The 23,275-nt window shown below is 72.7% G+C and carries 21 protein-coding genes, 7 tRNA genes and 1 pseudogene; 16 read left to right on the top strand and 13 right to left on the bottom strand.

Features of this window, described 5'->3' with window-relative positions:
• Nucleotides 1-29: 29 nt before the first annotated feature.
• Nucleotides 30-848: a TrmH family RNA methyltransferase gene (locus tag CCZ36_RS04420; RefSeq protein ID WP_069744691.1), complete on the top strand. Its 819-nt coding sequence runs from the start codon at nucleotides 30-32 to the stop codon at nucleotides 846-848.
• Nucleotides 849-882: 34 nt separating this feature from the next.
• On the opposite strand, the gene CCZ36_RS04415 is transcribed toward CCZ36_RS04420, so the two are convergent.
• Nucleotides 883-2,286 (bottom strand): serine/threonine protein kinase, encoded by a 1,404-nt coding sequence (locus tag CCZ36_RS04415; protein WP_128817059.1) that lies wholly within the window; start codon nucleotides 2,284-2,286, stop codon nucleotides 883-885.
• A gap of 610 nt (nucleotides 2,287-2,896) precedes the next feature.
• Here CCZ36_RS04415 and CCZ36_RS04410 point away from each other — a divergent pair.
• From CCZ36_RS04410 to CCZ36_RS04400, 3 genes are all read left to right on the top strand, one after another.
• On the top strand, nucleotides 2,897-3,103 hold the full coding sequence (locus CCZ36_RS04410) for a hypothetical protein (RefSeq protein ID WP_069740413.1): 207 nt from the start codon (nucleotides 2,897-2,899) through the stop codon (nucleotides 3,101-3,103).
• Nucleotides 3,104-3,589: 486 nt separating this feature from the next.
• On the top strand, nucleotides 3,590-4,582 hold the full coding sequence (locus tag CCZ36_RS04405; protein ID WP_128817058.1) for a phosphotransferase family protein: 993 nt from the start codon (nucleotides 3,590-3,592) through the stop codon (nucleotides 4,580-4,582).
• 65 nt (nucleotides 4,583-4,647) lie between these two features.
• Nucleotides 4,648-4,944 carry a TFIIB-type zinc ribbon-containing protein gene (locus tag CCZ36_RS04400; RefSeq protein WP_010070170.1) on the top strand — a complete coding sequence of 99 codons (297 nt, stop codon included), beginning with the start codon at nucleotides 4,648-4,650 and terminating at the stop codon, nucleotides 4,942-4,944.
• Between the two features lie 105 nt (nucleotides 4,945-5,049).
• Here CCZ36_RS04400 and CCZ36_RS04395 read toward each other — a convergent pair.
• The 5 genes from CCZ36_RS04395 to CCZ36_RS04375 all read right to left on the bottom strand — a co-directional run bounded on the left by CCZ36_RS04395 (nucleotide 5,050) and on the right by CCZ36_RS04375 (nucleotide 5,524).
• Nucleotides 5,050-5,124, bottom strand: a tRNA-Val gene (locus tag CCZ36_RS04395).
• Nucleotides 5,125-5,157: 33 nt separating this feature from the next.
• Nucleotides 5,158-5,229, bottom strand: a tRNA-Val gene (locus CCZ36_RS04390).
• A 37-nt stretch (nucleotides 5,230-5,266) separates the two neighbouring features.
• Nucleotides 5,267-5,338 (bottom strand) — tRNA-Val (locus CCZ36_RS04385).
• A 1-nt stretch (nucleotide 5,339) separates the two neighbouring features.
• Nucleotides 5,340-5,413 (bottom strand) — tRNA-Cys (locus CCZ36_RS04380).
• A gap of 38 nt (nucleotides 5,414-5,451) precedes the next feature.
• A tRNA-Gly gene (locus CCZ36_RS04375) sits at nucleotides 5,452-5,524 on the bottom strand.
• 156 nt (nucleotides 5,525-5,680) lie between these two features.
• Here CCZ36_RS04375 and CCZ36_RS04370 point away from each other — a divergent pair.
• The 3 genes from CCZ36_RS04370 to CCZ36_RS04360 are packed head-to-tail and all read left to right on the top strand — an operon-like array spanning nucleotide 5,681 to nucleotide 8,434.
• Nucleotides 5,681-6,736 carry a chorismate-binding protein gene (locus CCZ36_RS04370; protein ID WP_176735328.1) on the top strand — a complete coding sequence of 352 codons (1,056 nt, stop codon included), beginning with the start codon at nucleotides 5,681-5,683 and terminating at the stop codon, nucleotides 6,734-6,736.
• Nucleotides 6,736-7,557, top strand: a complete 822-nt coding sequence (locus CCZ36_RS04365) for an aminotransferase class IV (protein ID WP_069744689.1) — start codon at nucleotides 6,736-6,738, stop codon at nucleotides 7,555-7,557. The genes CCZ36_RS04370 and CCZ36_RS04365 overlap by 1 nt, the downstream gene beginning before the upstream one ends.
• 40 nt (nucleotides 7,558-7,597) lie before the next feature.
• Complete coding sequence (locus CCZ36_RS04360) at nucleotides 7,598-8,434, top strand: GNAT family N-acetyltransferase (protein ID WP_128817057.1); 837 nt, start codon at nucleotides 7,598-7,600, stop codon at nucleotides 8,432-8,434.
• A gap of 42 nt (nucleotides 8,435-8,476) precedes the next feature.
• Here CCZ36_RS04360 and CCZ36_RS04355 read toward each other — a convergent pair whose 3' ends face one another.
• Complete coding sequence (locus CCZ36_RS04355; protein ID WP_164873484.1) at nucleotides 8,477-8,995, bottom strand: DsbA family protein; 519 nt, start codon at nucleotides 8,993-8,995, stop codon at nucleotides 8,477-8,479.
• Nucleotides 8,996-9,163: 168 nt separating this feature from the next.
• On the opposite strand from CCZ36_RS04355, the gene CCZ36_RS04350 reads away from it, so the two are divergent.
• Both CCZ36_RS04350 and CCZ36_RS34700 read left to right on the top strand, forming a co-directional pair.
• Nucleotides 9,164-9,637, top strand: coding sequence for a hypothetical protein (locus tag CCZ36_RS04350; RefSeq protein ID WP_069740417.1), 474 nt, complete (start codon nucleotides 9,164-9,166; stop codon nucleotides 9,635-9,637).
• Nucleotides 9,638-9,788: 151 nt separating this feature from the next.
• Entirely contained in the window at nucleotides 9,789-9,944 is a 156-nt protein-coding gene (locus tag CCZ36_RS34700) for a hypothetical protein (RefSeq protein WP_164873483.1), read from the top strand.
• Nucleotides 9,945-9,983: 39 nt separating this feature from the next.
• Here CCZ36_RS34700 and CCZ36_RS04345 read toward each other — a convergent pair whose 3' ends face one another.
• Together CCZ36_RS04345 and CCZ36_RS04340 are read right to left on the bottom strand one after the other, a co-directional pair.
• On the bottom strand, nucleotides 9,984-10,568 hold the full coding sequence (locus CCZ36_RS04345; RefSeq protein ID WP_069740408.1) for a CGNR zinc finger domain-containing protein: 585 nt from the start codon (nucleotides 10,566-10,568) through the stop codon (nucleotides 9,984-9,986).
• A gap of 260 nt (nucleotides 10,569-10,828) precedes the next feature.
• Entirely contained in the window at nucleotides 10,829-11,242 is a 414-nt protein-coding gene (locus CCZ36_RS04340; protein WP_003959770.1) for an SsgA family sporulation/cell division regulator, read from the bottom strand.
• Nucleotides 11,243-11,442: 200 nt separating this feature from the next.
• Here CCZ36_RS04340 and CCZ36_RS04335 point away from each other — a divergent pair, with 200 nt between their 5' ends.
• Entirely contained in the window at nucleotides 11,443-11,898 is a 456-nt protein-coding gene (locus tag CCZ36_RS04335; protein WP_069740407.1) for a TIGR02611 family protein, read from the top strand.
• 54 nt (nucleotides 11,899-11,952) lie between these two features.
• Nucleotides 11,953-12,024, top strand: a tRNA-Val gene (locus CCZ36_RS04330).
• 111 nt (nucleotides 12,025-12,135) lie between these two features.
• Here CCZ36_RS04330 and CCZ36_RS04325 read toward each other — a convergent pair.
• Entirely contained in the window at nucleotides 12,136-14,898 is a 2,763-nt protein-coding gene (locus CCZ36_RS04325; protein WP_128817056.1) for an SCO7613 C-terminal domain-containing membrane protein, read from the bottom strand.
• A gap of 139 nt (nucleotides 14,899-15,037) precedes the next feature.
• On the opposite strand from CCZ36_RS04325, the gene CCZ36_RS04320 reads away from it, so the two are divergent.
• Nucleotides 15,038-15,109: transfer RNA gene (locus tag CCZ36_RS04320), tRNA-Val, on the top strand.
• Between the two features lie 65 nt (nucleotides 15,110-15,174).
• Here the strand turns inward: CCZ36_RS04320 and CCZ36_RS04315 are convergent.
• On the bottom strand, nucleotides 15,175-15,900 hold the full coding sequence (locus tag CCZ36_RS04315) for a 3'-5' exonuclease (RefSeq protein ID WP_128817055.1): 726 nt from the start codon (nucleotides 15,898-15,900) through the stop codon (nucleotides 15,175-15,177).
• A 227-nt stretch (nucleotides 15,901-16,127) separates the two neighbouring features.
• Here CCZ36_RS04315 and CCZ36_RS04310 point away from each other — a divergent pair, with 227 nt between their 5' ends.
• From CCZ36_RS04310 to thrS, 3 genes are all read left to right on the top strand, one after another.
• Nucleotides 16,128-16,724, top strand: a complete 597-nt coding sequence (locus CCZ36_RS04310; protein WP_069740696.1) for a DUF4365 domain-containing protein — start codon at nucleotides 16,128-16,130, stop codon at nucleotides 16,722-16,724.
• Nucleotides 16,724-17,977 (top strand): hypothetical protein, encoded by a 1,254-nt coding sequence (locus CCZ36_RS04305; protein WP_128817054.1) that lies wholly within the window; start codon nucleotides 16,724-16,726, stop codon nucleotides 17,975-17,977. Before CCZ36_RS04310 ends, CCZ36_RS04305 begins: the two co-directional genes overlap by 1 nt.
• A gap of 100 nt (nucleotides 17,978-18,077) precedes the next feature.
• Nucleotides 18,078-20,054 carry a threonine--tRNA ligase gene (gene thrS, locus CCZ36_RS04300; protein ID WP_128817053.1) on the top strand — a complete coding sequence of 659 codons (1,977 nt, stop codon included), beginning with the start codon at nucleotides 18,078-18,080 and terminating at the stop codon, nucleotides 20,052-20,054.
• Between the two features lie 28 nt (nucleotides 20,055-20,082).
• On the opposite strand, the gene CCZ36_RS04295 is transcribed toward thrS, so the two are convergent.
• Complete coding sequence (locus CCZ36_RS04295; RefSeq protein WP_069737372.1) at nucleotides 20,083-20,760, bottom strand: potassium channel family protein; 678 nt, start codon at nucleotides 20,758-20,760, stop codon at nucleotides 20,083-20,085.
• Nucleotides 20,761-20,826: 66 nt separating this feature from the next.
• Here CCZ36_RS04295 and CCZ36_RS04290 point away from each other — a divergent pair, with 66 nt between their 5' ends.
• Nucleotides 20,827-21,390: an HIT family protein gene (locus CCZ36_RS04290; protein WP_069737371.1), complete on the top strand. Its 564-nt coding sequence runs from the start codon at nucleotides 20,827-20,829 to the stop codon at nucleotides 21,388-21,390.
• A 59-nt stretch (nucleotides 21,391-21,449) separates the two neighbouring features.
• On the opposite strand, the pseudogene CCZ36_RS04285 reads toward CCZ36_RS04290, so the two are convergent.
• Nucleotides 21,450-23,119 (bottom strand): annotated as a pseudogene (locus CCZ36_RS04285) (hypothetical protein).
• Nucleotides 23,120-23,275 lie beyond the last annotated feature (156 nt).

The following is a 23,275-nucleotide window of genomic DNA, read 5'->3' as shown; positions in this document are numbered from 1 at the left end:
CCGCACACCGGACAAGGCAGTATCACCCTGTGGCAGAACTCATCACCGTCGACGACCCCGACGACCCGCGGCTGAGCGACTACATCGGCCTGACCGACGTCGAGCTGCGACGACGGCGCGAACCCGCCGAAGGCCTCTTCATCGCCGAGGGCGAGAAGGTGATCCGCCGCGCCCGGCAGACCGGGTACGAGATGCGGTCCATGCTGCTCTCGGCCAAGTGGGTCGACGTGATGCGCGATGTCATCGACGAGGTCCCGGCACCGGTGTACGCGGTCGCCCCCGAGCTGGCCGAACGCGTCACCGGCTACCACGTGCACCGCGGCGCGCTCGCCTCCATGCAGCGCAAGCCGCTGCCCGCGGCCGACGAACTGCTCGCCACCGCGCGCCGCGTCGTGGTCATGGAATCGGTGAACGACCACACCAACATCGGCGCCATCTTCCGCAGCGCGGCGGCCCTGGGCATGGACGCGGTCCTGCTCTCCCCGGACTGCGCCGACCCTCTCTACCGGCGCTCCGTCAAGGTCTCGATGGGCGCGGTCTTCTCCGTCCCCTACGCGCGGCTCGAAGCCTGGCCCACGTCGCTGGAAACGGTACGGGAGGCCGGCTTTCGGCTCCTCGCCCTCACCCCGGCCGCCAAGGCCACCAGCATCGACGAGGCGGCCCCGCACCGGTTGGAACGGGTGGCGCTGATGCTCGGAGCCGAGGGCGACGGGCTGTCCACGCGTGCCCTGATGGCGGCCGACGCATGGGTCCGCATCCCGATGGCGCACGGCGTCGACTCACTGAACGTGGGAGCCGCCGCCGCGGTCGCCTTCTACGCGGTGGCCACGGGACGCCCGGAGAGCTGAGCGCGACCGGCCCCGACCGGTCCGGGCGTCGGCGTCAGGCCGCCGGCCCTGCCGGAACCGCGGACCCGTGACGCTCGTCGGCACCGGCACGGGAGACGGAAGCGTGACCGGCCCCGATACCGCCCGGCGCCGAATCGGTCCACGCCTGCGCCTGCGACACCCCGCCCGGCCGCTCGCTCCCGCCCAGCCCACGCGCCGGACCCTGGCAGCCCTGCGCCGCCGCGATGCCCAGCGCCACCAGCAACGTCACCACGACGAACACCACCAGCCGCTGACGCAGCAGCCGAGGATTGGCCGGGCGCCGCCCCGCCGAGGTCGTGCGGCCCCCGGAGCGCGTCCCCGGGCGCCCGTTCGTCCCCGCCGGGGCCCCCGGCCGCTTCCCGCTCTTTCCACCCGAACGCGTCGTGTTGCGCGACGCCTGCTGCGGGCGCGACCCACCGGTGCGCGGCGGTCCCGAACGCACGGGGGCGCCACGCCTGCCGGGCTGCGGACGGGAGCCGGACGGCCCCTCCGCACGACGGGTGTGCTGATCGGCGTACGGATCGGCCATCCGCCCCGTCGGCCGGTCGGCGTCCTGGGCGGAACGCTGGACGGGCGGCCGGCTCTCGTGCAGCCCCTGTGCCTCGCGCGCCGCGATCTCCTTGAGCCGCATGGACAGTTGCAGCGTGCTGGGCCGCTCCTCCGGATCCTTCGCCAGGCAGGCGCTGATCAGCGGGGCCAACGCGTCGTGCACCCCGCGCAGCTGCGCCTCCTCGTGCACCACGCGGTACAGCATCACCTCGGAACTGCCGTGCCCGAAGGGGGAGTCGGCCATCGCCGCGTACGCCAGGGTCGCGCCGAGCGAGAACACGTCCGTCGCGGGCGTCACCGCCGCGCCCCGGACCTGCTCGGGAGCGAGGAAGCCGGGCGACCCCACCGCCGTACCGACATGGGTGAGCGTGCTCGCCCCCGTCGCCCAGGCGATACCGAAGTCGATGATGCGGGGACCCTTGGGAGAGAGGAGGATGTTCGACGGCTTCAGGTCCCGGTGGACCACCCCCGCCTCGTGCACCGCCACCAGGCCCTCGGAGAGCGCCGCCCCGATCGAGGCGACCTCCGCGGCGGCCAGCGGCCCTTCCTCGGCGACCTTGTCGTGCAGCGAGGGGCCGGGCACGTACTGCGTGGCGAACCACGGGCGGTCCGCCTCCAGATCGGCGGCGACCAGCCGGGCCGTGCAACCGCCGCGGATCCGCCGGGCCGCCGACACCTCGCGCGCGAACCGCGAGCGGAACTCCTGATCCTCCGCCAGGTCGGGCCGGATCACCTTGAGCGCGACCCGCTGGCCGCGCCGGTCGGAGCCGAGGTAGACGACGCCCATGCCGCCCGCGCCGAGCCGCCGGTGCAGCCGGAACGAGCCGACGAGACGCGGGTCCTCGCGCCGGAGCCGCATCATCGCCATCGTCTGCCCATCCCCGCTGCCTGGTCCGCCTGACGAGGCACAGCTTACGTACCCCGCGCCCGACGCGCTCAGAGGCCGCGCCCTCGCCGGGGTTTCGATTGTCCATGCCGGTCGGGGGAAGTGAAGAGGGGTCAGTGCGTGGTGGATCCGGCCCTGTCGGCCGTCCGGTCGCCCCAAACGGCCACCGGCACAGGCGGATTGGATCACCGAGCGAACGCCGGGGGACAGCCGTCGCCCGGGGCGCGACCACCGCCGCCGGATACGCGGCGGAGCGTCCGCGGTGGTCTCCGGGCGGGGCGGCCCCCGCCGGGCAGCGGTGGACGTGAGTGAAGTCACCCGCCGACGCCCGTACGGGCCCCGGGCCGTATCGGGCCCGCACCCGGTGGACTCCGACATCCCCTCCGGGATGCCCCCAACCTCCGGCGGTCCGTCTCCACCCAGGGGAGTACGCCGATCGACGACGGCTCATCCTCCGGGAGGCCCGGTATTCGGTACGCGGGCATGACGCCCCGTGCTCGCCGCTTACCTAATGTTGAGATCAAGCGGCGGGTGAAGCACTCGTCCCCCGAGGTCACGCCCGCCGCTTCCCGATCAGGTCAGGAGAGGAACCATGGCGGACACGGCATCGCGGACGGTGGTCCGCATGCGGGGACGCAAGACGTACGCCTCGTTCGGCGCCCGTCCGTCCGGCACCCGTCACCCGTTGGTGGCGACGGCCATGGTCCTTCCCCTGGCGGCCCTGCTGGCGGTCGTCTTCGGCGGCTGGGAAGCGGTGGTCACACAGGCGTCGTCCGTGGCGGTGATGCTGGGGCGCTGAGCGGCGCCCGGGGTCCGGAAGAGCGGTCCGGATCCACACATCCGGCCAACAGCCCCGTGGGGACGGGGGTGCGGCGGACGGCAGCGTTTGTCCGGTCAGCTGGGGAGCTGACCGGGCATCGCGCTGTCCGGGCCCGGATGCTCACGGCGGTCCGCGCCGAGGCGCTTTCCGGGCGTTCGGGCCCAGGCGCTCCCCGGCTGTCCGGCCCTGACGCTTCCCGGTTGTCCGCGCCGAGGTGCTTTCCGGCTCGCCCAGCCCGGACGTTTCCCAGCTGTCCGGCCCTGACGCTCCCGGTTGGCCGTGCCGAGGTGTCTTCCGGCTGTCCGGCCTGATGCTTCCCGGCCCCGCCGGGGCCGGCGCCCCCGGTCGGGCCGACCGCCCCGCGCACCGCCGTGGCTCGCACCGCCGTGGCTCGGCCCGGCTCTCGCGTTACGCTCACGGCGGGCCCGGTGCCACGGCCGGGCCGACCGCCGCCGGGGGAGCCCGTTGACCACCACCCAGACCTCCGTAGTCCATGACCTGGGCACGCTCGCGCACCGCCTCTCCCACCCCGCCCGGACGCCGTGCGTGTGCGAGCCGCCGCAGGTGCTCGCGGACCGGCCCGACGGCACGGTGGTGCGCAGCGGCGCGATCGTCGCGAAGGCCCACGCCGCGGACACCGACCGCGAGGCCCTGGCCGCCCGGATCGCCCTGGCCGCCGCCTCGCAGCTGGCCGGCATCCTCCTTCCGCCGCTCACTGCCCCGGCGCCGGCCGCACCCACCGCCCGCCCGGTCACCCTCTGGCCGCTCGGCGCCCCCGTGGACCCGACGGACCCCGGCGCGGCCCCCTGGGCCGAGGCCGCCGACCTGCTCGCCCGCCTCCACCGGACGAAGCCCCCGTTCCCGCTGCCGCCGATGCGCGGCCCGGCCAAGGCGGCCCGGGCGGTCGCCCGGATGAGCGCGGCCCTGCGTGATGACGCGGCGATCGTTTCCACCGAGTTCCGCGACCCGCCCGCCCTTTCCGTGCTGACCGGCTGGCGGGCCCTGCCCGCCTGGGCACGAGGCGAGGCCCCGGCCCCCGAGCGGACGGCCGGGGCCCTGTGCCACGGGGACCTGCACCTCGGCCAGCTCGTTCGTCACCCCGCCCCGGACGGGCCCTGGCTGCTCATCGACATGGACGACGCGGGGGTGGGCGATCCCGCGTGGGACCTCGGCCGGCCCGCCGCCTGGTACGCGGCCGGGCTCCTGGCCCCCGAGGACTGGGCCACCTTCCTGGACGCCTACCGCGCCGCCGGGGGACCGGCTGTTCCGTCCGACGGCGACCCCTGGCCCGCCCTGGACGTCCCCGCCCGTGCGCTGACGGTGCAGACGGCGGCCGTCGCCCTCGCCAAGTGCGCCGCGGAGCAACGGGATCCGGACCACCACGAACAGCTGATGATCGAATCCTGTGCCCGAATCGCTACGTTGCCGCCCGAGTTGGCCCCCGGCCCCGCGTCGTAGGGTGAACGGACCGTGGCCGGGCAGACATTCCGGCGACGGCACAACGAGGGCGAGGAGCCGAGCCGATGATGCAGTGTCCGAAGTGTCACGCGCAGATGAACACGTACAACCGCAACGGTGTTCAGATCGAGCAGTGCAACGGTTGCCGGGGGATATTCCTCGACTACGGCGAGCTGGAGTCGCTGACCCGCCTGGAGTCCCAGTGGGCCCAGCAGGCTCCGCCCGCGCCCCCCGCCCCGCAGCAGGCCTACCCGCCCGCTCCTCCCGCCGCCCATGCCCCGGCCTGGGGCGCTCCGCAGCACGGCGGGCACTACGGCCACCGCCGCCAGAAGGGCTTCGGCCGGATGCTCTTCTCGTCCTGAGCCGTCAGCCGTGGGCGGCCCGGAGCCCGGGCCGCCCAGGGACGCGACGGACCGGATCGAACGACGAAAGAACCCCCGGCCGTGGAGACGACCGGGGGTTCTTGCTGGTGCGCGATACTGGGATTGAACCAGTGACCTCTTCCGTGTCAGGGAAGCGCTCTCCCGCTGAGCTAATCGCGCAGGTGAACCTGCGTTTACCGCGTGTGTACTGCGTGCGCGATACTGGGATTGAACCAGTGACCTCTTCCGTGTCAGGGAAGCGCTCTCCCGCTGAGCTAATCGCGCGGGGATCCTTGCGGACCGATGATCCTTGGCGGATCAGTGGACGATACTGGGATTGAACCAGTGACCTCTTCCGTGTCAGGGAAGCGCTCTCCCGCTGAGCTAATCGTCCTTGGAGGTGGAGACGGGATTTGAACCCGTGTAGACGGCTTTGCAGGCCGTTGCCTCGCCTCTCGGCCACTCCACCAGGGGTGGGGGCTCGGGAAGAACCCCCCACCTTCTGCGAGCGGACGACCAGGTTCGAACTGGCGACCTCAACCTTGGCAAGGTTGCGCTCTACCAACTGAGCTACGTCCGCTTGTCTTTCCGTTCCGCTTGCGCGTCCCGGCGACGTGTTGAACTCTAGCGGATTCCTGGGCCAGCACAAAAACGCGTTTGTGCAGCGTGCTGCGGCGACCTCGGCCCGGCCCTCGCCCCGACGCAGGCCGCCGCGCACCGTCCTAGACTCATTCGCGTGTCCGACCTCGCCCCCTTGGCCCGTTTCGACGGCCTCATAGCCTCCGGTCTGCGGGATGTGACCCACGATCCCGCGGCGCTCGACTCGTCCGGCTTCTGGGCGGTATCCGCTGATTTCGAGGGCCGTATCGTCTGCGCCCGCTTCTCCGACGTGCGCAGGCAAGCCGTGCCCCCTCCCGTGCCCGGAGCCTGGCGCGGCCCCGCCGCCCGGGACTGGACCTCCTCGCTGGACCGTGACGCCTATACGGCGGGCGTACGGCGGATCCGTGAACACATCGCGACGGGCGACGTCTACCAGGCCAACCTCTGCCGCGTGCTGTCCGCGCCGCTCCCCGACGGCGGGGCCGGCGCCGACGTCGACGCCCTGACCTCCCTGCTCGCCCGCGGCAACCCCGCCCCGTACGCGGGAACGATCCGGCTGCCCGGCCACGGGGTGGAGATCGCCACCGCCTCTCCGGAGCTGTTCCTCCGGCGCGACGGGCGGACGGTGGAGTCCGGGCCGATCAAGGGCACCGGCCGGACCGAGGACGATCTGCTGGAGAAGGACCACGCCGAGAACGTGATGATCGTGGACCTGGTCCGCAACGACCTCGGCCGGGTCTGCGCCACCGGCAGCGTGAGCGTTCCCGATCTCTGCGTGGTGGAGAAGCACCCGGGCCTCGTCCACCTCGTCTCCACGGTCCGGGGCCTGCTGGCCGACGGGGCGGGCTGGCCGGAGGTGTTCGCGGCGGCCTTCCCGCCCGGCTCGGTCACCGGCGCGCCCAAGTCCAGCGCGCTGCGGATCATCGCCGAGCTGGAGCGGGGGCCGCGCGGGCCCTACTGCGGGGCGGTCGGCTGGGTCGACGCCGACCGGGGGACCGCATCGCTCGCCGTGGGCATACGGACGTTCTGGATCGACCGGACCGGACCCGCCCCGCTGCTGCGGTTCGGCACCGGCGCCGGGATCACCTGGGGATCCGATCCGGAGCGCGAATGGGACGAGACCGAACTCAAGGCCTCCCGGCTGCTCGCTGTAGCGTCGGGGTCGCATCCGGAGACAGGAAGGACCGCATGATGAGGATCTGGGTCAACGGCGGGCTGCGGGACACCGATGACGCTCGGCTTTCGGTGCTCGACCACGGCCTGACCGTGGGCGACGGCGTCTTCGAGACGGTGCGTACGAGCGAGGGGCGCCCCTTCGCGCTGACCCGGCACCTCGACCGCCTCACCCGGTCCGCCCGGGGCCTCGGCCTGTCCGACCCGGACCACGACGAGGTCCGGCACGCCGTCGCCGCGGTCATCGACGCCAACCCCGTCGCCCTGGGACGCCTGCGGATCACCTACACCGGCGGGCTGTCCCCGCTCGGCTCGGACCGGGGCGACCACGGGACGAGCCTCGTCGTCGCCCTCGACGGGGTGAGCCGCCGCCCGGACGCCACCTCGGTGATCACCGTCCCCTGGACCCGCAACGAACGCGGCGCGCTCGCGGGCCTGAAGACCACCTCGTACGCGGAGAACGTCGTCGCCCTGGCCCGGGCGCGGGAGAGGGGCGCGTCCGAGGCGCTGTTCCCCAACACCGCCGACCGGCTCTGCGAAGGCACCGGCTCCAACGTGTTCGTCGTCCTCGGCGGCCGCATCCACACCCCGCCGGTCGCCTCCGGCTGCCTCGCCGGGATCACCCGCGCGCTGGCCGTCGAGTGGACCGGCGCCGAGGAGACCGACCTGCCGATGGACGTGCTCGCCGAGGCCGACGAGGTGTTCCTGACCTCCACCCTCCGTGACATCCAGGCGGTGCACCGGATCGACGACCGGGAGCTGACGCCCGGGATCGGACCGGTGACGGCGAAGGCCATGCGGATCTTCGCCGAGCGCGCCGGCGACGACCTCGACCCGTAAAGCGCGTGACGGGGCGTCGTCCAGGGGATACAAACCTTTGATGACGACGACACTCCGGCCGTCCGGGCCGCTTCAGGAGGGGGCCGACGGCGCGCGGGCCCGCCACTACGACGTGTGCGACAACGGGCGGCCCGTCGGCTCCGTCGCGATCAGCACCGACGACGCGTTCGGCCCGACCGCCGGAGTGCTCCGCTCCCTCCGCGTGGAGGAGTCCCGGCGCCGGCGCGGCCGGGGCGTCATCGCGGCGCTCGCCGCCGAGGAGGTGCTCCGGGGGTGGGGCTGCACCCGGGTTCGCGTGGAGGTCCCCGCCGACAACGGCCCGGCCCGGCGCCTGGCCGCCGCCCTCGGCTACACCGAACGCAGCCGCAACATGGTCAAGGACCTCGGCCCGGACACCGCCCCGCTGCCCGAGGGCCTCACCTCGCGCGACATGAGCGAGGAGGAGTTCGCCGTCTGGCGGCGGGACGCGGTACGGACGTACGCCCAGGGGTGGATCGACCGCGGTGTCTCCCCCGAGCAGGCGCGGCGCAAGTCCGAGGCCGACCACGCCGCCCACCTGCCGGACGGACCGGCGACCGAAGGGGTGCGCTTCCAGGTGCTGGTCCGGGCCGGCGAGGTCGTCGGCCATGTGTGGGTGGCCCTGCGGGAGCTGGAGCCGGGCGGCACGGCCGGATTCGTCTTCGACGTGGAGGTCCGCGAGGAGCACCGGGGCCGGGGCCACGGCCGGACGCTGATGCTGCTCGCCGAGGACCTCACCCGCGCCTGGCGCGCAGACCGGCTCGGACTGCACGTCTTCACCTCCAACACCCCGGCTCTGCGGCTGTACGAGTCCCTCGGCTACACGACGACGCGGTACAACCTGGCCAAGGCGCTGTAGCGTGCTGCAGCGGCCCCCTCCGAGCCGGCTGCCCGGCCCGCCCTAGCGGTCCCGCGCCGCCAGGGTCCGGTCGACGATCTCCTCGATCCGCTCGCGCAGCCCCTCCTGGCTCTTGCCGCCGTCCAGTCGCTCGTCGCCGATCACATAGGTGGGCGTGCCGGTGACGCCGATCGCCTTGCCCTCCGCGTGGTCGGCGTCGACGATCAGCAGATGCCGACCGTCGATCAGCGCCGTGTCGAACTCCTCGACGTCCAGGCCCAGTTCGCGGGCCACGTCGAGGAGGACCGGATCGCCCGTGCGGCCGAGCTCGTCGGTCCGGGACAGCAGGGCCTCGATGTACGGCCAGCCCTGGCCCTGCTCGACGGCCTCCTCGGCGGCCTGGGCCGCGGCGAACGCGTGCTTGTGCTTCTCCAGCGGGAAGTGCCGCAGCCGCATCTCGACGCGGTCCCCGTACCGGCCGCGCAGGGCGCGGACGTCATCGAGGGCTCGGTGGCAGTCGGGGCATTCGAGGTCGCACCAGAGGTCGAGGACGACCGGTGCCGCAGGGGTGGAATCGCTCATATGCCCAGTCTTCCAGGCCGGGCGGACGCGACCCAATCGGCTCCGGGCCCCACCCCCTGGGGAGGAGCCCGGCCCTGAAATGTCCCTGAGGTGGGACGCCACCGTGGCCGCGACGGCGCTCGGCGGTGCAGGATGGAAGGGACGTACCCCCTGCGCCTGGAGGCCGTGATGCTTGCCGAGACCATCTGTTCCGCGGTGTCGGCGGCCGGCCTGGGCATCGCCGCCGTGGCCGCGTACCGCAAGCGGTTCCTCACGGCGACGAGGATCGCCGCCTACTCCCTCGTGCCGATCGGGCTCGTGCTGACCGGGGTCGTCGAGTGGGTCGCCGGGATCGCCTTCAATCCGAGCGTCTGGCTCGGCTTCGGGGTGCTCGGCCTCTCCTGGCTGCTGTTCATGACCACCCGCGCCATCGAGCGCCGCAGCGGGACCACCCGCGCGGAACGCAAGGCCGCGCGGGCGGCCGGGCGCAACGAGGCTCTCGCCCCGGGCGCCTCGGCCCCCTCGCTCGGCGCGGGCGGTGGGGCCGGGCCCGCGGCGACGGCGGCGAAGCCGCAGTCGAAGCCGAAGAAGAAGCAGGAGGCCGCCGCGTCCGGCGACGATTTCAGCGACATCGAGGCCATCCTGAAGAAGCACGGCATCTGAGGGACCGGGCGCCCGGGGCCGCCCGGTCCGAATGTCTGACGGCGACCCGTACGCCGGAGCGATTTTCGAAGGCCACGGGACGGTGAACTCCCGGGGTAATGCCGGTGGTTGATCGCCAACCCGGCCGTCGGTGCGTCATGATCACCCCGAGATGGTGGACACTTCCCGGGGCGAAGCCCCCGCACCCCCCGCCGAAGAGCCCCGCGGCTGTCTCTTCGCGCTCTCCCAGCCGCCTCTGATGATCTTCCTGACGGTCATCGGGGTGCTGTTACTGATGGCCGCCCTGCACGACCTCTTCATGCTGTGACGCGCCGCGCCGCCGCGCGGGGCGACGCCGGCGACGGCGTCAGCCCGCGGCTTCCTTGCGCCGGGCCCGGTACGCCGCGACGTGGAGCCGGTTCCCGCACGTACGGCTGGAGCAGTAGCGGCGGGAGCGGTTGCGCGACAGGTCGACGAACGCGTGCCCGCAGTCCGGGGCCTCGCAGCGTCGCAGCCGCTCCTGCTCGCCCGCCACGATGATGAAGGCCAGCGCCATGCCGCAGTCGGCCGCGAGATGGTCGGCGATCGAGGCGTCCGGCGCGAAGTAGTGCACGTGCCAGTCGTAGCCGTCGTGGTCGGTGAGCTGCGGAGTGGTTCCGGCGGCGGCGACGAGCCGGTTGACCAGATCGGCCGCGGTGCGGGGGTCGGGGGCCGCGAAGACCTCGGCGAAACGGGCCCGTACGTCGCGCACGGCGGCGAGGTCCTTCTCGCCGAGCGTGCCGACCCCGCTGATGAGATGCCGCTCCGCGAAGTCGTACAGCGCGGCGATGCCGGCGAGCCCGTCCTCGGGTCCGTCCCCGGTCCCGTCCGGTGGCGGCTGGCTCTCCGGTGCGGTGTTCATCAGATCGACCACCGTGTCGAGGGCGATCCGGGTGTCGTGAGGGATCAGCACGCTTCGCTCCCTGGCCTTCGGCGGGCGGGCGCCTGCCGATGGCGGCTGACTCTACTGGCTCGGCCCTGCCCGGCCGGGGCCGGTGCGGCCCCTCCCGGGAGCGGAACGGACCCCTCCGGCGGCCGGGGCGGGAGGGGACACGCACCGGCGCCGTCGCCGCGGTGGATTCCGCGGCGACGGCGCCGGTGTCTGCCCTATGCGGTTGTCGGCACGACGCCGTCGCCCCGAGTCGGACGGCGTCGAGCGGCTCTCTGCCTGGCTCAGCTCTCGGCCAGGATGTGGGAGAGCTCCGTGTCCAGATCGAAGTGACGATGCTCGGTGCCGGGCGGAACCGCGGCGTCGGTCCTCTTCAGGAACGACTCCAGGGCCCGCGCCGGGGCTTCGAGCAGGGCTTCTCCCTCTGGAGAGCTCAGGGCGATGCATACGACGCCTTGACCGTGACTACGAGATGGCCAGACGCGGACGTCTCCGGTGCCGGTGGGCCTGTGCAGCCCCTCGGCAAGGAGGTCGCGGGCGAATACCCATTCGACCGTCTCCTCCGCTCCGGTGTGGAAGGTGGCGTGCACGGCATAGGGATCGGCCGTGTCATACCGCAGGCCCGCAGGTACAGGCAGTGAGGACTCGCTCGACACAACGAGGCGCAGGTGCAGCTCGCAGCTGACCGTGGTGTTCATAAGCGCCAGGGCCTTTCGCTCAGTGTGCGCTCGGGGATTCGCACGTCGGCGAAATCGACATGCCACCTACGGTGGCGTTGTAAACCCCTCTGACCCTTTTGTGATGCTTCGAGTCCCTCGCCCGGCGGCGTGTAACTTTGGGTTATGCGCCCATTCCAGTGACATAAGTGTGACCGCGGCAGGTCGGGTAAGTTGGGGTCATGAACGCGGAGAGTGACGAGCGGAACAGGGTCGCCGAGCAGGCGCCCCCGGCATCCGCCACGGGGGGACCGGACCAGGAGGAACGCGAGCTGGGCTCGCGGGCGCCCGGCTTCATCAAGGCGTCGAAGGCGCTCCATCTGAGCTGGCAGGTCGGCGTCTTCGTCGTCGGCCTCGGCGTCGTGGTCGCGGGCGTGCTCATGCTGGTGCTGCCCGGCCCCGGCTGGCTGGTGATCTTCGCCGGCATGGCGATCTGGGCGACCGAGTTCGTCTGGGCCCAGCTGGTGCTGCGCTGGACCAAGCGCAAGGTCACCGAGGCGGCGCAGCGGGCCCTCGACCCCAAGGTCCGGCGGCGCAACATCATCCTCACCACGGTGGGGCTCGTGATCGTGGCGGTGCTGGTCGGGATCTACGTCTGGAAGTTCGGGATCACCATGCCGTGGAAGATCAGCGAGTGACCCGGGGACGGTCCAGGAGCACCGCTGACATGGGGTAATGTTTGCGGTGCGCCCGGGCGATTAGCTCAGTGGGAGAGCGCTTCGTTCACACCGAAGAGGTCACTGGTTCGAACCCAGTATCGCCCACCCGGACAGAGGGCCCGGGAGACGGAATCCGTCTCCCGGGCCCTCTGCGTTGCCCGCTTCCCCGCGGGTCCGGGAGCCGCCGCGAACGGCGAGCCCCCGGACCCGCACGGCTCACCGCATCCGCCCCAGCGCCTCCTTCACCCGGCGTGCGTCGCGCAGCCGCTGCTCGTACGTCGCCCCCACCACCAGCAACACCAGCCCGGCCAGGGCCGGCGGCAGCCAGCGGGGGAGCGCCCCGGCCACCTGCACCACGTACGGCGCCAGCTCGTGCAGCCCGTCCAGCGCCAGCACCGCCCCGCCGAGCAGCAGCAGCGCCTGGAGGCGGTACCGCGCACCCAGCAGCGTGATCACCAGCGCCGCCACCCCCAGCAGCAGCGGCCGCTGCCAGCCCGGATCGGTCCAGGCCGCCGCCAGGCTCGGCAGCAGCGTTACCGCGAGCCCAGGACCGTACGCCGTCCATGACGACGCCTCCGGGTCCTTCCGCCGGCGCAGGAACCCGACCACCAGCGCGGGCACGGTCACCGGCAGCGTGTACGCCTCCGGGAACGACACCTCCGAGGCCGCCAGCCGCACCCAGGAGGCCAGGACGAACAGTGCCGCCGCCAGGCAGGCCGCCACCGGCCGCCGCTCCGGCCGCACCGCCGCACCCGCCGCCAGCACCCCGCACAGCGCCAGCACCAGCGCCAGGAACGGCGCGTCCGGCACCGCCAGCCCCACGGCCACCAGCGCACCCAGCGCGCCCGTCAGCTCCACCGGCAACGCCACCGGGTTCCGCCGCAGCCGGGCCCCGAACAGCACCGTCAGCGCGGGCACCAGGAGCATCAGCGGCGCGGCCTCGTGCGGGGCGAGCCCCAGGGACCGGCCCGCGAACCCCGTGAGCACGGTGCCCCCGGCCGTGGCGGCGACGGCGAACACCGCACGCGGCACCCCGGCCCCCGCCCGGACCGCCGCCCCGCCGAACAGGGCCGCCAGCGCGCCGAACACCGCGTAGGAGGCCCCCTCGGACGCCAGCGACAGCAGCCCGGCGCTCACCGCCCCGGCCTGCGCCGCCACCAGCGCGGTCACCGGAACCGCCGCCGAACCGTCCCGGCCGCTCCCCGCGCCGCGTACGGCCAGGGCGAGCAGACCGGCCACCAAGGCCGTCTCCCCGGCCACCGCGACCGCGTAGGACACATCCAGCCCGGCCCCGGCCAGCAACAGCGCGCCCCAGCCCAGCACCAGCGCCCCCGCGCCGGCGGCCCCGCGCAGGGCCGCCCCGGACGGCCGCCTGCGGGCGGCGGGCGTCCCAGCGGCGTACCAGGGCGCTCCGGCCCGGCCTCCGGCGTACCAGGGCGCTCCGGGTGCCTGCGCCGCCGCCTCGGGCGCGGCCGGGGCACTGCCCGCTGTCGGCGTTCCGGAAGCCCCCGGAACGGTTGCTCCGCCCGCTTCCGGCGCCCCGGTGCCCGGTGCTCCCACCGGCTCCGCGCCGTACGCGGCCGTCCCCGGTGCCCCGGCGGACTCCGGCTTCCCGCCCGGCCTTGCCGCCTCCCGTGCCGGCAGCGGCGCGGCGATCCGGGTCAGCGACGGCCACCAGCGGTACGCCGAGCCCAGCAGGACGGCCGACACCGCGAGCACCACCGGGGCCGCGGCCAGGCCCGTCCACGGCAGCGTCGAACCCAGTGCGGAGCGGAAGCCCTCCGGCGAACCCGCCCACACGTCCGATAGCAGTGACACCGGGGCCAGCAGCACCGCCGCGACCCCCGGCACCGTTCCCGCCACGGCCCCGGCCACCACCGCCGCCGACGCCACCAGCACCCCGAGCGCCGCGTTCCTCGGCAGCGGGGTCCGTACGACCGCCGTCAGCGCGAGGCCGGCCGCCAGGTACGCGAGCACCCCCCAGTCCTCCGGCACCGCCGCCGCCGGTACGCCGCCCACCGCGGCCACCGCCGCGAGACCGGCCACCACACCGCCCGTCCGCGCGAACCCCCTCGGCGCGCGCCACGCCCCCGCGAGGGCGGCCGCGGCGGCCGTCAGCAGCAGCGCACCGGGCGCCAGAGCCCCGACCGGCCCGGAGGCCGTCACGGACAGTGTCAGTCCCACCAGCAGCGCCGAGAACGCCATCACCGATCCGCCGACGCACGCCGTGACCCGCGCCCCCGTGCCCTTGCCCCACAGTGCGATCGCTCCGTCCAGCACCGCGGTGGCCAGCAGCGCCCACCCGACCACCAGCGCCGGTGCGCCCGCGGCCCACGCCCCGAACAGCAGCGGCCACTGGGCGAGGACCACGGCGGCGGGCAGCGGAAGGTGAAGCCTGCCCAGCGCCAGCCCGTACGCCGTCCACAGCGCCGCCAGCACCGCGGCCGCGACCGCCGTGAAACCGAGCCCGTCCGTGTTCGGGGCCGCCACCGCATGGACCGCGTAGGCGTCCAGCAGCGTCAGCACCAGGGCCAGGGCCGCCAGCGCCTCGGCGGTGGCGGTCAGCCCCCGCCGCAGCAGCACCGCCGGGGCGGCCAGCGCCCCCACGGTCACCGCCGCCAGCACCGCCGACCGGCCGCCGATCCCCATCGAACCCCAGCTCACCAGCGTGAACGCGATGGCCGCGACCGTCAGCAGCAGACCGCCCAGCGTCAGCAGGACGTTCTGCGCGCTGCGCGGCGCGGATGCCCGCTTCGGGGGGACGTAACCCCACGGCTGTGCCGGAGCACCCGGGCGGCCGGGAGCGGGCGCGCCCCAGGCCGACGGGTTCCAGCCGGGGGCGGCCGTCGGCGCGGGCGGCCGCAGCGCGGCGAGCAGCCAGGCCCGCCGGGTCAGCAGCTGGGCCCGGCGGGCGTCCAGCTCGGCCAGTTCACGGTCGAGGCGGGCCAGTTCCTCGGCGGGCGGGGGCACATGTTCCATGTACGGGAGTGTGACCCCGGTCGCCCGGCCCGTACATGCGCTCGGATACTCACTTCCCGGCCGCGACGCCCTGAGTAGAGCCCGGCCGGAAGCGGTTTGAACGAAGAGCGCGAAGCCCTGTATGGTTCAACCCGTTCCCGGGCGATTAGCTCAGTGGGAGAGCGCTTCGTTCACACCGAAGAGGTCACTGGTTCGAACCCAGTATCGCCCACCGGGGAAAGCCGGTCCGCAACGATCACGCGGGCTGGCTTTCGCATGTCCGCACCCTCGGACCCCTCACGCCGCCGCGGGCAGCTCCGGGCGCAGTGGCCACGACGGGTCCACCGCCTCCGGCGTCCCGCTCTTCGCGAACCAGGCCTCCAGGCCCCGTGCCTGGGCCGCGTGCCAGGTCGCCTGCAAGGTGTGCAGCTCCGACGGCGACAGCCGCTCCAGCCGGGTCGAGAAGCGCCGGCACACCGCCCGCACCAGCTCCAGTGAAGCCGTCGCGTCGGCCGCCGCGTCATGGGCCCCGTCGAGCACCACCTCATAACTCGCGCACAGATCCGTGAGCGTCCGGCGGCCCTTGCGATAGCGGTCCAGATGCTTGTCCAGCACCCGCGGGTCCACCACCCGCATCGGCACCCCGTCGAGATACCGCGCCAGCGACGACGCCCGGTGGCGCTTCAACTCCCGGTCCAGCAGCGTCAGATCGAAGGGCGCGTTCATCACGACCAGCGGCCGGCCGGTCGCACAGCTCTCCGCCAGCGCCCGGGCTATCTCGTCCATCACCGGGGCCGGCCAACGCCCGTTGCGCTGAAGGTGATCGTCGGTCAGCCCGTGGATCTCGGTCGCCCCGGGCGGGACCGGAACCCCCGGATTGATCAGCCAACGAGTCACGCGGACGCGACCGCCCGCGGTGTCCTGCGCGACGAGAGCGGCCGAAACGATCCGGTCCCGCTCGACGTCCACGCCTGTCGTCTCCGTGTCAAAAGCGGCCAGCGGCCCTTCGAACCAGTGCATCATCCCCGAACTCCTCGCACCCGCACGGCAGATGGAGTGATTCCTCTGCCCGATATCGGTGATACCCGGGCTGTTTGCCTGATACGCCGTTTGCGGGCGGTCTGATGCGGTGACAACACAAGTGAGACGTCGGAGAGTTGCCGTCGACGTCCATCGGTCCGTCCCGTCCCACCACACCCGTCGGCAGGCTGCCTGCCGTCGATCGGCACGCCCGGAAGGCACACGGAGCCATGGCGCTCGCGCAGCCCGACCCCGGGGGAACCGCCCGCGCCGAGCCCTTCGGGCCCCGGCTGCCGCAGCAGCCGGGAGCGCCGCTGCGCGGCTCCCTCGCCACCACCGCCTGCATGGAGACCCTTCAGGTGGGCTATCTGCACGCCGTCGCGGCGGCGGCGGGATGCTCCCTGTCCCAGCCCTTCCCCGACAACGGCATCGACTGGCACGTCAGCCACGGCGCCCCGACCCACACCGTCGACGACGAAGTGACCATCAAGGTGCAGCTCAAGTGCACCTACCAGATACCGCCGCACCCGGCGGGCGGGGCGTTCTCCTTCACCCTCGACAACGCCCACCTCGTCAAGCTCGCCCGCTCCCCGGTGACGGTGCACAAGATCCTGGTCGTGATGATCGTGCCCCGCAGCCGGGACGACTGGCTGCACGCCGGGCCCGGAGGCCTCGACCTGCGTCACTGCTGTTACTGGACGAACCTGGCCGGCCACGCGGTGACGGGCCGGCACCGGACCACTGTGCGCATCCCGACCTCGCGGATCTTCGACGACCGCGCACTCTGCGACATCATGGCCCGGGTCGGGGCCGGAGGGAGACCCTGATGCACCGGTCGATGGACGAGCCCACGGGCGCGGCGGGACTGCCCGCCGCCCGCTCGCACCCCACCGCCCGCCCCTGGCCCCCGCCGCTCGCCGAGGCGGGCACCGAACTGCCCGACCCCGCCGTCCTCGGGGCCCTCCTGCGCCGGCACGGCTGGCAGCGGCGCGGTGGCGCGCCGGGCCGCTACGGCCGCTGGACCCCGCCGGGATCCGCCGCCGGGGCCACCAGCCTGCTGGTGCCCGAGAGCGCGGCCTTCCCCGACAGCGGAGAGCTGATCGAGGAGGCCCTCCTCGCCCTCGGCCGCAGCGCCGCCCCCTCCGCCCGCGACGTCCTCGTCTCCCTCGCCGTGCCCAGCGACGAGATCCGCTGGTGGCGCGAGGTCCCCGAATCCGCGGCCGGGGCGGCCGGGGCCGCGGGCTGGGCCGAAGCCGACGAGCTGCGGTCGGCCGCCCGGCAGGTCCTCATGGCCGGAGCCCTCGCGGCCCGCGGCCGGGCCGGCTACCACGGTGCCCGGCACCGCCGGAAGGCCCGGGCCGCCCTCGACGACGCCCTGATCGGGCCCGGCGCCGACGGCCGCAGCCTCACCGCGTACGTCCCCGTCGCCTCCGGACGCGCCGTCGCCGTCCAGCTCTGCCACGCCCTCCATGCCACCCGGGAGGCCGTGGACTACCAGCGGGCCACCGGCGGCATGGAGGCCTTCGACAGCGCGATCGCCGCGGGTGCCGGGCGGGAGCTGACCGAGGCGCTGGTCGCCCTGGTGCGCGGCTCGGAAGGGGCCCGGATCGATCTGCGGTGGGCGCCCGCCGCGGGCACCCCGGACGGCTGCCCCGCCCGCCCCGCACCCGTCGAGTTCTCCCCGGGCGACCTGCCCGCCCTGCGCGCCGCCGGGGCCCGCTACCTCCGCGACGAACCCGCCGTGCTGGTCCGGCTTACCGGCGCGGTGGTCCGGCTGCGCCGCTCCGGGCCGCGCGGCCCCGGGATCGTACGGCTGCGGGTGCTGGCCGGGGCCGAGGTCGCGCACGTCCGCGTGGAGCTGGACGAGGAGGCGTACCGCATCGCGGGCCACGCCCACCTCGTGGGGCTGCCGCTGCGGGTCGAGGGGCGGCTGGAGAACCGGGGCGGCTTCCGGTGTCTCACCGGGGCCTCACAGGTCGCGCCCGTCCAGGTCGACGAGGCCGAGCGGGACCGGCTGATGAAGGCGCTCCAGGAGAACGTCGACTTCTTCGAGGAGGCGTGCGTGGGGGAGGAGGCGTAGGGCCGCCCGGAAGGCGTTCGCATCGGGGGGTGAGGGCTCGGTACGATTCGTTCTGCTTAGCCATACGAAGGCAGGCATCCCCCTCAGTCAGGAGAGACCGGTGTCAGACGTCCGTGTGATCATCCAACGCGATTCCGAGCGGGAAGAGCACGTGGTGACGACGGGCACGACCGCCGGTGAGCTCTTCCCCGGTCAGCGCACCGTCGTCGCCGCGCGCATCGGCGGCGAGCTGAGGGACCTCTCGTACGTCCTCCAGGACGGCGAGAGCGTCGAGCCCGTGGAGATCTCCTCCGAGGACGGCCTCAACATCCTGCGCCACTCCACCGCGCACGTCATGGCCCAGGCCGTGCAGGAGCTCTTCCCCGAGGCCAAGCTCGGCATCGGCCCGCCGGTCAAGGACGGCTTCTACTACGACTTCGACGTCGAGAAGCCGTTCACCCCCGAGGACCTCAAGGCCATCGAGAAGAAGATGCAGGAGATCCAGAAGCGGGGACAGAAGTTCTCCCGCCGCGTGGTCTCCGACGAGGACGCCCGCGAGGAGCTCGCCGACGAGCCGTACAAGCTGGAGCTCATCGGCATCAAGGGCTCCGCCTCCTCGGACGACGGCGCGGACGTCGAGGTGGGCGGCGGCGAGCTGACCATCTACGACAACCTCGACGCCAAGACCGGCGACCTGTGCTGGAAGGACCTCTGCCGGGGTCCGCACCTGCCCACCACCCGGTTCATCCCGGCGTTCAAGCTGATGCGCAACGCCGCGGCGTACTGGCGCGGCAGCGAGAAGAACCCGATGCTCCAGCGCATCTACGGCACCGCCTGGCCCACCAAGGACGAGCTGAAGGCGCACCTGGAGTTCCTGGAGGAGGCCGCCAAGCGCGACCACCGCAAGCTCGGCAACGAGCTGGACCTCTTCTCCTTCCCCGACGAGATCGGTCCCGGCCTCGCCGTCTTCCACCCCAAGGGCGGCGTCATCCGCCGGGCCATGGAGGACTACTCGCGCCGCCGGCACGAGGAGGAGGGCTACGAGTTCGTCTACAGCCCGCACGCCACCAAGGGCAAGCTCTTCGAGAAGTCCGGGCACCTGGACTGGTACGCCGACGGCATGTACCCGCCCATGCAGCTCGACGACGGGGTGGACTACTACCTCAAGCCGATGAACTGCCCGATGCACAACCTGATCTTCGACGCGCGCGGCCGCTCCTACCGCGAACTGCCGCTGCGCCTCTTCGAGTTCGGCACGGTGTACCGGTACGAGAAGTCGGGCGTCGTGCACGGCCTGACCCGCTCGCGCGGCTTCACGCAGGACGACGCGCACATCTACTGCACCAAGGAGCAGATGGCTCAGGAGCTCGACCGCACGCTCACCTTCGTGCTGAACCTGCTCCGCGACTACGGGCTGACCGACTTCTACCTGGAGCTGTCCACCAAGGACCCGGAGAAGTACGTCGGCTCCGACGAAACCTGGGAAGAGGCCACCGAGACGCTCCGTCAGGTCGCCGAGAAGCAGGGGCTGCCCCTGGTCCCGGACCCGGGCGGCGCCGCGTTCTACGGCCCGAAGATCTCCGTGCAGTGCAAGGACGCCATCGGCCGCACCTGGCAGATGTCGACCGTGCAGCTCGACTTCAACCTGCCGGAGCGCTTCGACCTGGAGTACACCGGCCCGGACGGCTCCAAGCAGCGCCCGGTGATGATCCACCGTGCCCTGTTCGGCTCCATCGAGCGCTTCTTCGCCGTGCTCCTGGAGCACTACGCGGGCGCGTTCCCGGTCTGGCTCGCCCCGGTCCAGGCGGTCGGCATCCCGATCGGCGACGCCCACATCCCGTACCTCCAGGAGTTCGCCGCCAAGGCGCGCAAGCAGGGGCTGCGGGTGGACGTGGACGCGTCCTCGGACCGGATGCAGAAGAAGATCCGCAACCAGCAGAAGAACAAGGTCCCGTTCATGATCATCGCTGGTGACGAGGACATGGCCAATGGTGCCGTCTCCTTCCGTTACCGCGACGGTTCGCAGGAGAACGGCATCCCGGTCGACGAGGCCATCGCCAAGATCGCGAAGGCCGTCGAGGACCGCGTACAGGTCTGATCCGTACGGCGGGAACGGCCCCTGAGCGCTAATCGCGCTCCGGGGGCCGTTTCTCGTCCTCCCTGGTGAACACCTGGATCAGCCACGACGAGAACGACCCCGTCACCGCCCCCAGCAGCGCGAGACCGCCGGCCATCAGTCCCGCGGCGACCACCCGCCCCCAGAACGTGACCGGTGCGGCGTCCCCGTAACCGACCGTCGTGAGCGTCGCGCACGCCCACCACGCCGAGTCACCGAAGGTGCGGATGGACGCGCCGGGTGCCGCGCGCTCCAGGTGGTAGACGGCGAGCGAGGCGGCGAAGCCGAGCAGCACGGCGGTCAGGCCCGCGTACGCCATCACGCGCGCGTAGAGGTTCAGCCTGGGCCGGTCCCGGCGGCGCTGCACCGCCAGGTACACCTGGACCATCCGCAGCGGGCGCAGCAGTGGCAGCAGCAGGACCAGGGTGTCGAGCCAGCGCACGGGAACGAAGCGCGCGCCCAGGCCGCTGAGGTGCAGCCGGGTCGCGTAGTCGACGAGGAAGAGCAGCCAGGTCGACCAGACGAGGATCAGCGCGATGTCGTGCCAGGGCTCGGCGTCGCGCGGGGCCAGCACCCGGACCGCGTACCCCGTCAGGAAGAGCAGTCCCGCGGCGAAGAGCGGTACCTCCGTGCGCTGCTCCCAGCGGGTCAGCCGGGCGGGTGGATCGGGGGCGGGTCGGTCGCTCATCGCCTCAGCATCGTGGGCGGCCGAGCGGTCCGGCCCCGGCGACACGCTCCGCCGGGGTGACGCAATATGCTGATCGGCATGACGAGTGAGCCGGAGCAGCAGATCGGCGTGGGGACGCCCGACGCATTCCAGCGCCTGTGGACGCCCCATCGGATGGCGTACATCCAGGGTGAGAACAAGCCGAGTGGCCCGGGTGCCGAGGACGGCTGTCCGTTCTGTTCGATCCCGGCGAAATCCGACGAGGACGGGCTCGTCGTGGCTCGCGGCGAGCACGTCTACGCGGTGCTGAACCTGTATCCGTACAACGGCGGCCACCTCATGGTCGTGCCCTTCAGGCATGTCGCCGACTACACCGAGCTGGACGATCCGGAGACCGCGGAGCTCGCGGACTTCACCAAGCGGGCGATGGTGGCGCTGCGTGCCGCCTCCGGGGCGCACGGGTTCAACATCGGCATGAACCAGGGCTCCGTGGCCGGCGCCGGGATCGCCGCCCACCTGCATCAGCACCTGGTGCCGCGCTGGGGCGGGGACACCAACTTCATGCCGGTCATCGGCCACACCAAGGTGCTGCCCCAGCTGCTGGGCGACACCCGGGCGATGCTGGCCGAGGTCTGGCCCGCCGCCGTCTAGCTCGTCGTACGGAGAGGGCCCCCACCGAGGTGGGGGCCCTCTCCGTACGACGTCGTGCCCTACGCGTCGTAGACGTCGGCCTTGCGCGGGGCCGGGTCCTGGACGAGACCGCTCAGTATCATCGAGCGGCTGTCGAAGCGCTCGGTGTCGACGCCGTTCTCCTCGAGGACGCGCATCGCCGCCGAGTGGACCGCCCGCAGCACCGGGGTGGCGGCACGCATCGCGTCGTCCGCCATGAAGCGGTGGTTCCAGGGCTTCGCCGCCCACGCGTGTCGCAGCCCGAACGGCTCGGGCAGCACGATCTTTCCGCCCAGGTAGTCGAGCAGCGGCGGATACCAGGTGAGGGGAGCCCGCAGGGCGAGCCGGACGACCTCCTTGGCGTCCACCAGCGCCAGTTGGACGTCCCGGGTCTCCCAGAAGCGGACGGTCTTGTTGACCGTCTTCGTCTTCGCCGCCGGCTTGGTGAGGAACAGACCGTGCACCGGGCCGAGCGCGTGGCCGGTGACCTCGATGCGCAGCGTCTCGTGGAGCACGGTGACAGTGATCATCATGGTGATCACCAGCTGACCGTCCCACAGGGTGAACTGGACGCCCAGATAGTGCCGGTCGCCGCTGCCGAACTGCTGGTGGTTGCAGATCCGCTGTATCTCGTGCGGTTTCACCTGGAAGGTGGCGACGTCCTCACCCTCGGGGCGGGTGACGGCGTCGGCGTTCTCCCCGATGGGCGAGACGATCCAGTGCTTCACGGACGGCTTCGGGAAGCCGCCGGTGTTCAGCGGTCCGCGCTCCAGCATCTTCAGCTGGTCGTGGATGATCCGGATCAGGTCCCAGCTGCGGAACTGGTGGATCTCCTTCGTCGGGTCCTTGGGGATCAGCTCCTCGGCCAGCTGCCAGCTGCCCCAGCGGGTGCCCATCCCGAGGACGCCCTTGGGGCCGGCGTAGAAGACGGCGTTCGACTGCTGCTCGGCCGACAGCTTCTCCAGGCCCTGGCGCAGGGCCTCGCGCGCGGTCTCGTTGGGGTTCTTCGGCACCGCCTCGGGGATCTTCGCGATCACCCCGGTGCCGGAGAGAAGGCCCTCCCAGCGGGCCCGCAGGTCCTTCGCCGAGGTCTCCGCGATCCGTTTGGCGAGCAGCCAGCCGATCACCGGGGCGACGATCGCGGCCCGGACGTAGAGCGCGAGCAGCCCGTCCAGGGGAGCCGGATCATCAGGACCAGGGCGCCGATCCCGAAGGCGGCCAGCAGCACCGTGCCGACGGCCCGGAACGCCGTGTCCTTGGACTTGTTGAGCGCGTCCCGGATCCGGAAGGCGATCACCCAGGCCAGCATGCCGGGCAGGAACAGCACGCCGAACACCACGGTCACCAGGGTGAGCCGGGTGTCGCGGGCCTTGCGCAGGTTGTTCGCCGACAGGCAGTGCTCCACCACGGTCTGCGGGTCCGTGCCGAAGGACTGGATGAGCGCCTTGCGGGCGCCGCCGAGCATGCGCTCCTGGACGGCGCGGGCGAATGCCTCGCCGAGATTCGGCTTGAAGTAGTCGGACTTGAAGAGTTTGGAGGAGCCCGGCTTCACTTCCGATTTGTGCCACTCGCTGTTGGCGTCGAGGATCGTCTCCACCGGGCTGTCCCGGTACGCCGCCGAGGCCAGGGCATTGGTCGCCACGGTCTGACTGCCCGAGCCCTGGATCGGGATCTGGGCCCCGGGTGAGAAGTCGAATCCGTCGTTGGCCACCTTGTCGCCCCCACTCGCCGCACGTCTGCTCCTGCGGTGTGCCCAACTACCGTACGCGGCATACCTTCTGAGCTGCGCCCACAGCGTATCGTCCGGATCACCCCACCGGCGGTCACCGGCGTGCACACGGACGGCGTGTGCGACAGTGCGCCGGTC

This window comes from Streptomyces sp. S063 (genome assembly GCF_002832675.1).
Classification (GTDB): Bacteria; Actinomycetota; Actinomycetes; order Streptomycetales; family Streptomycetaceae; genus Streptomyces; species Streptomyces sindenensis.
Note: the sequence above shows the minus strand (reverse complement) of the source record. Positions and strands in the feature narration are given on the sequence as shown.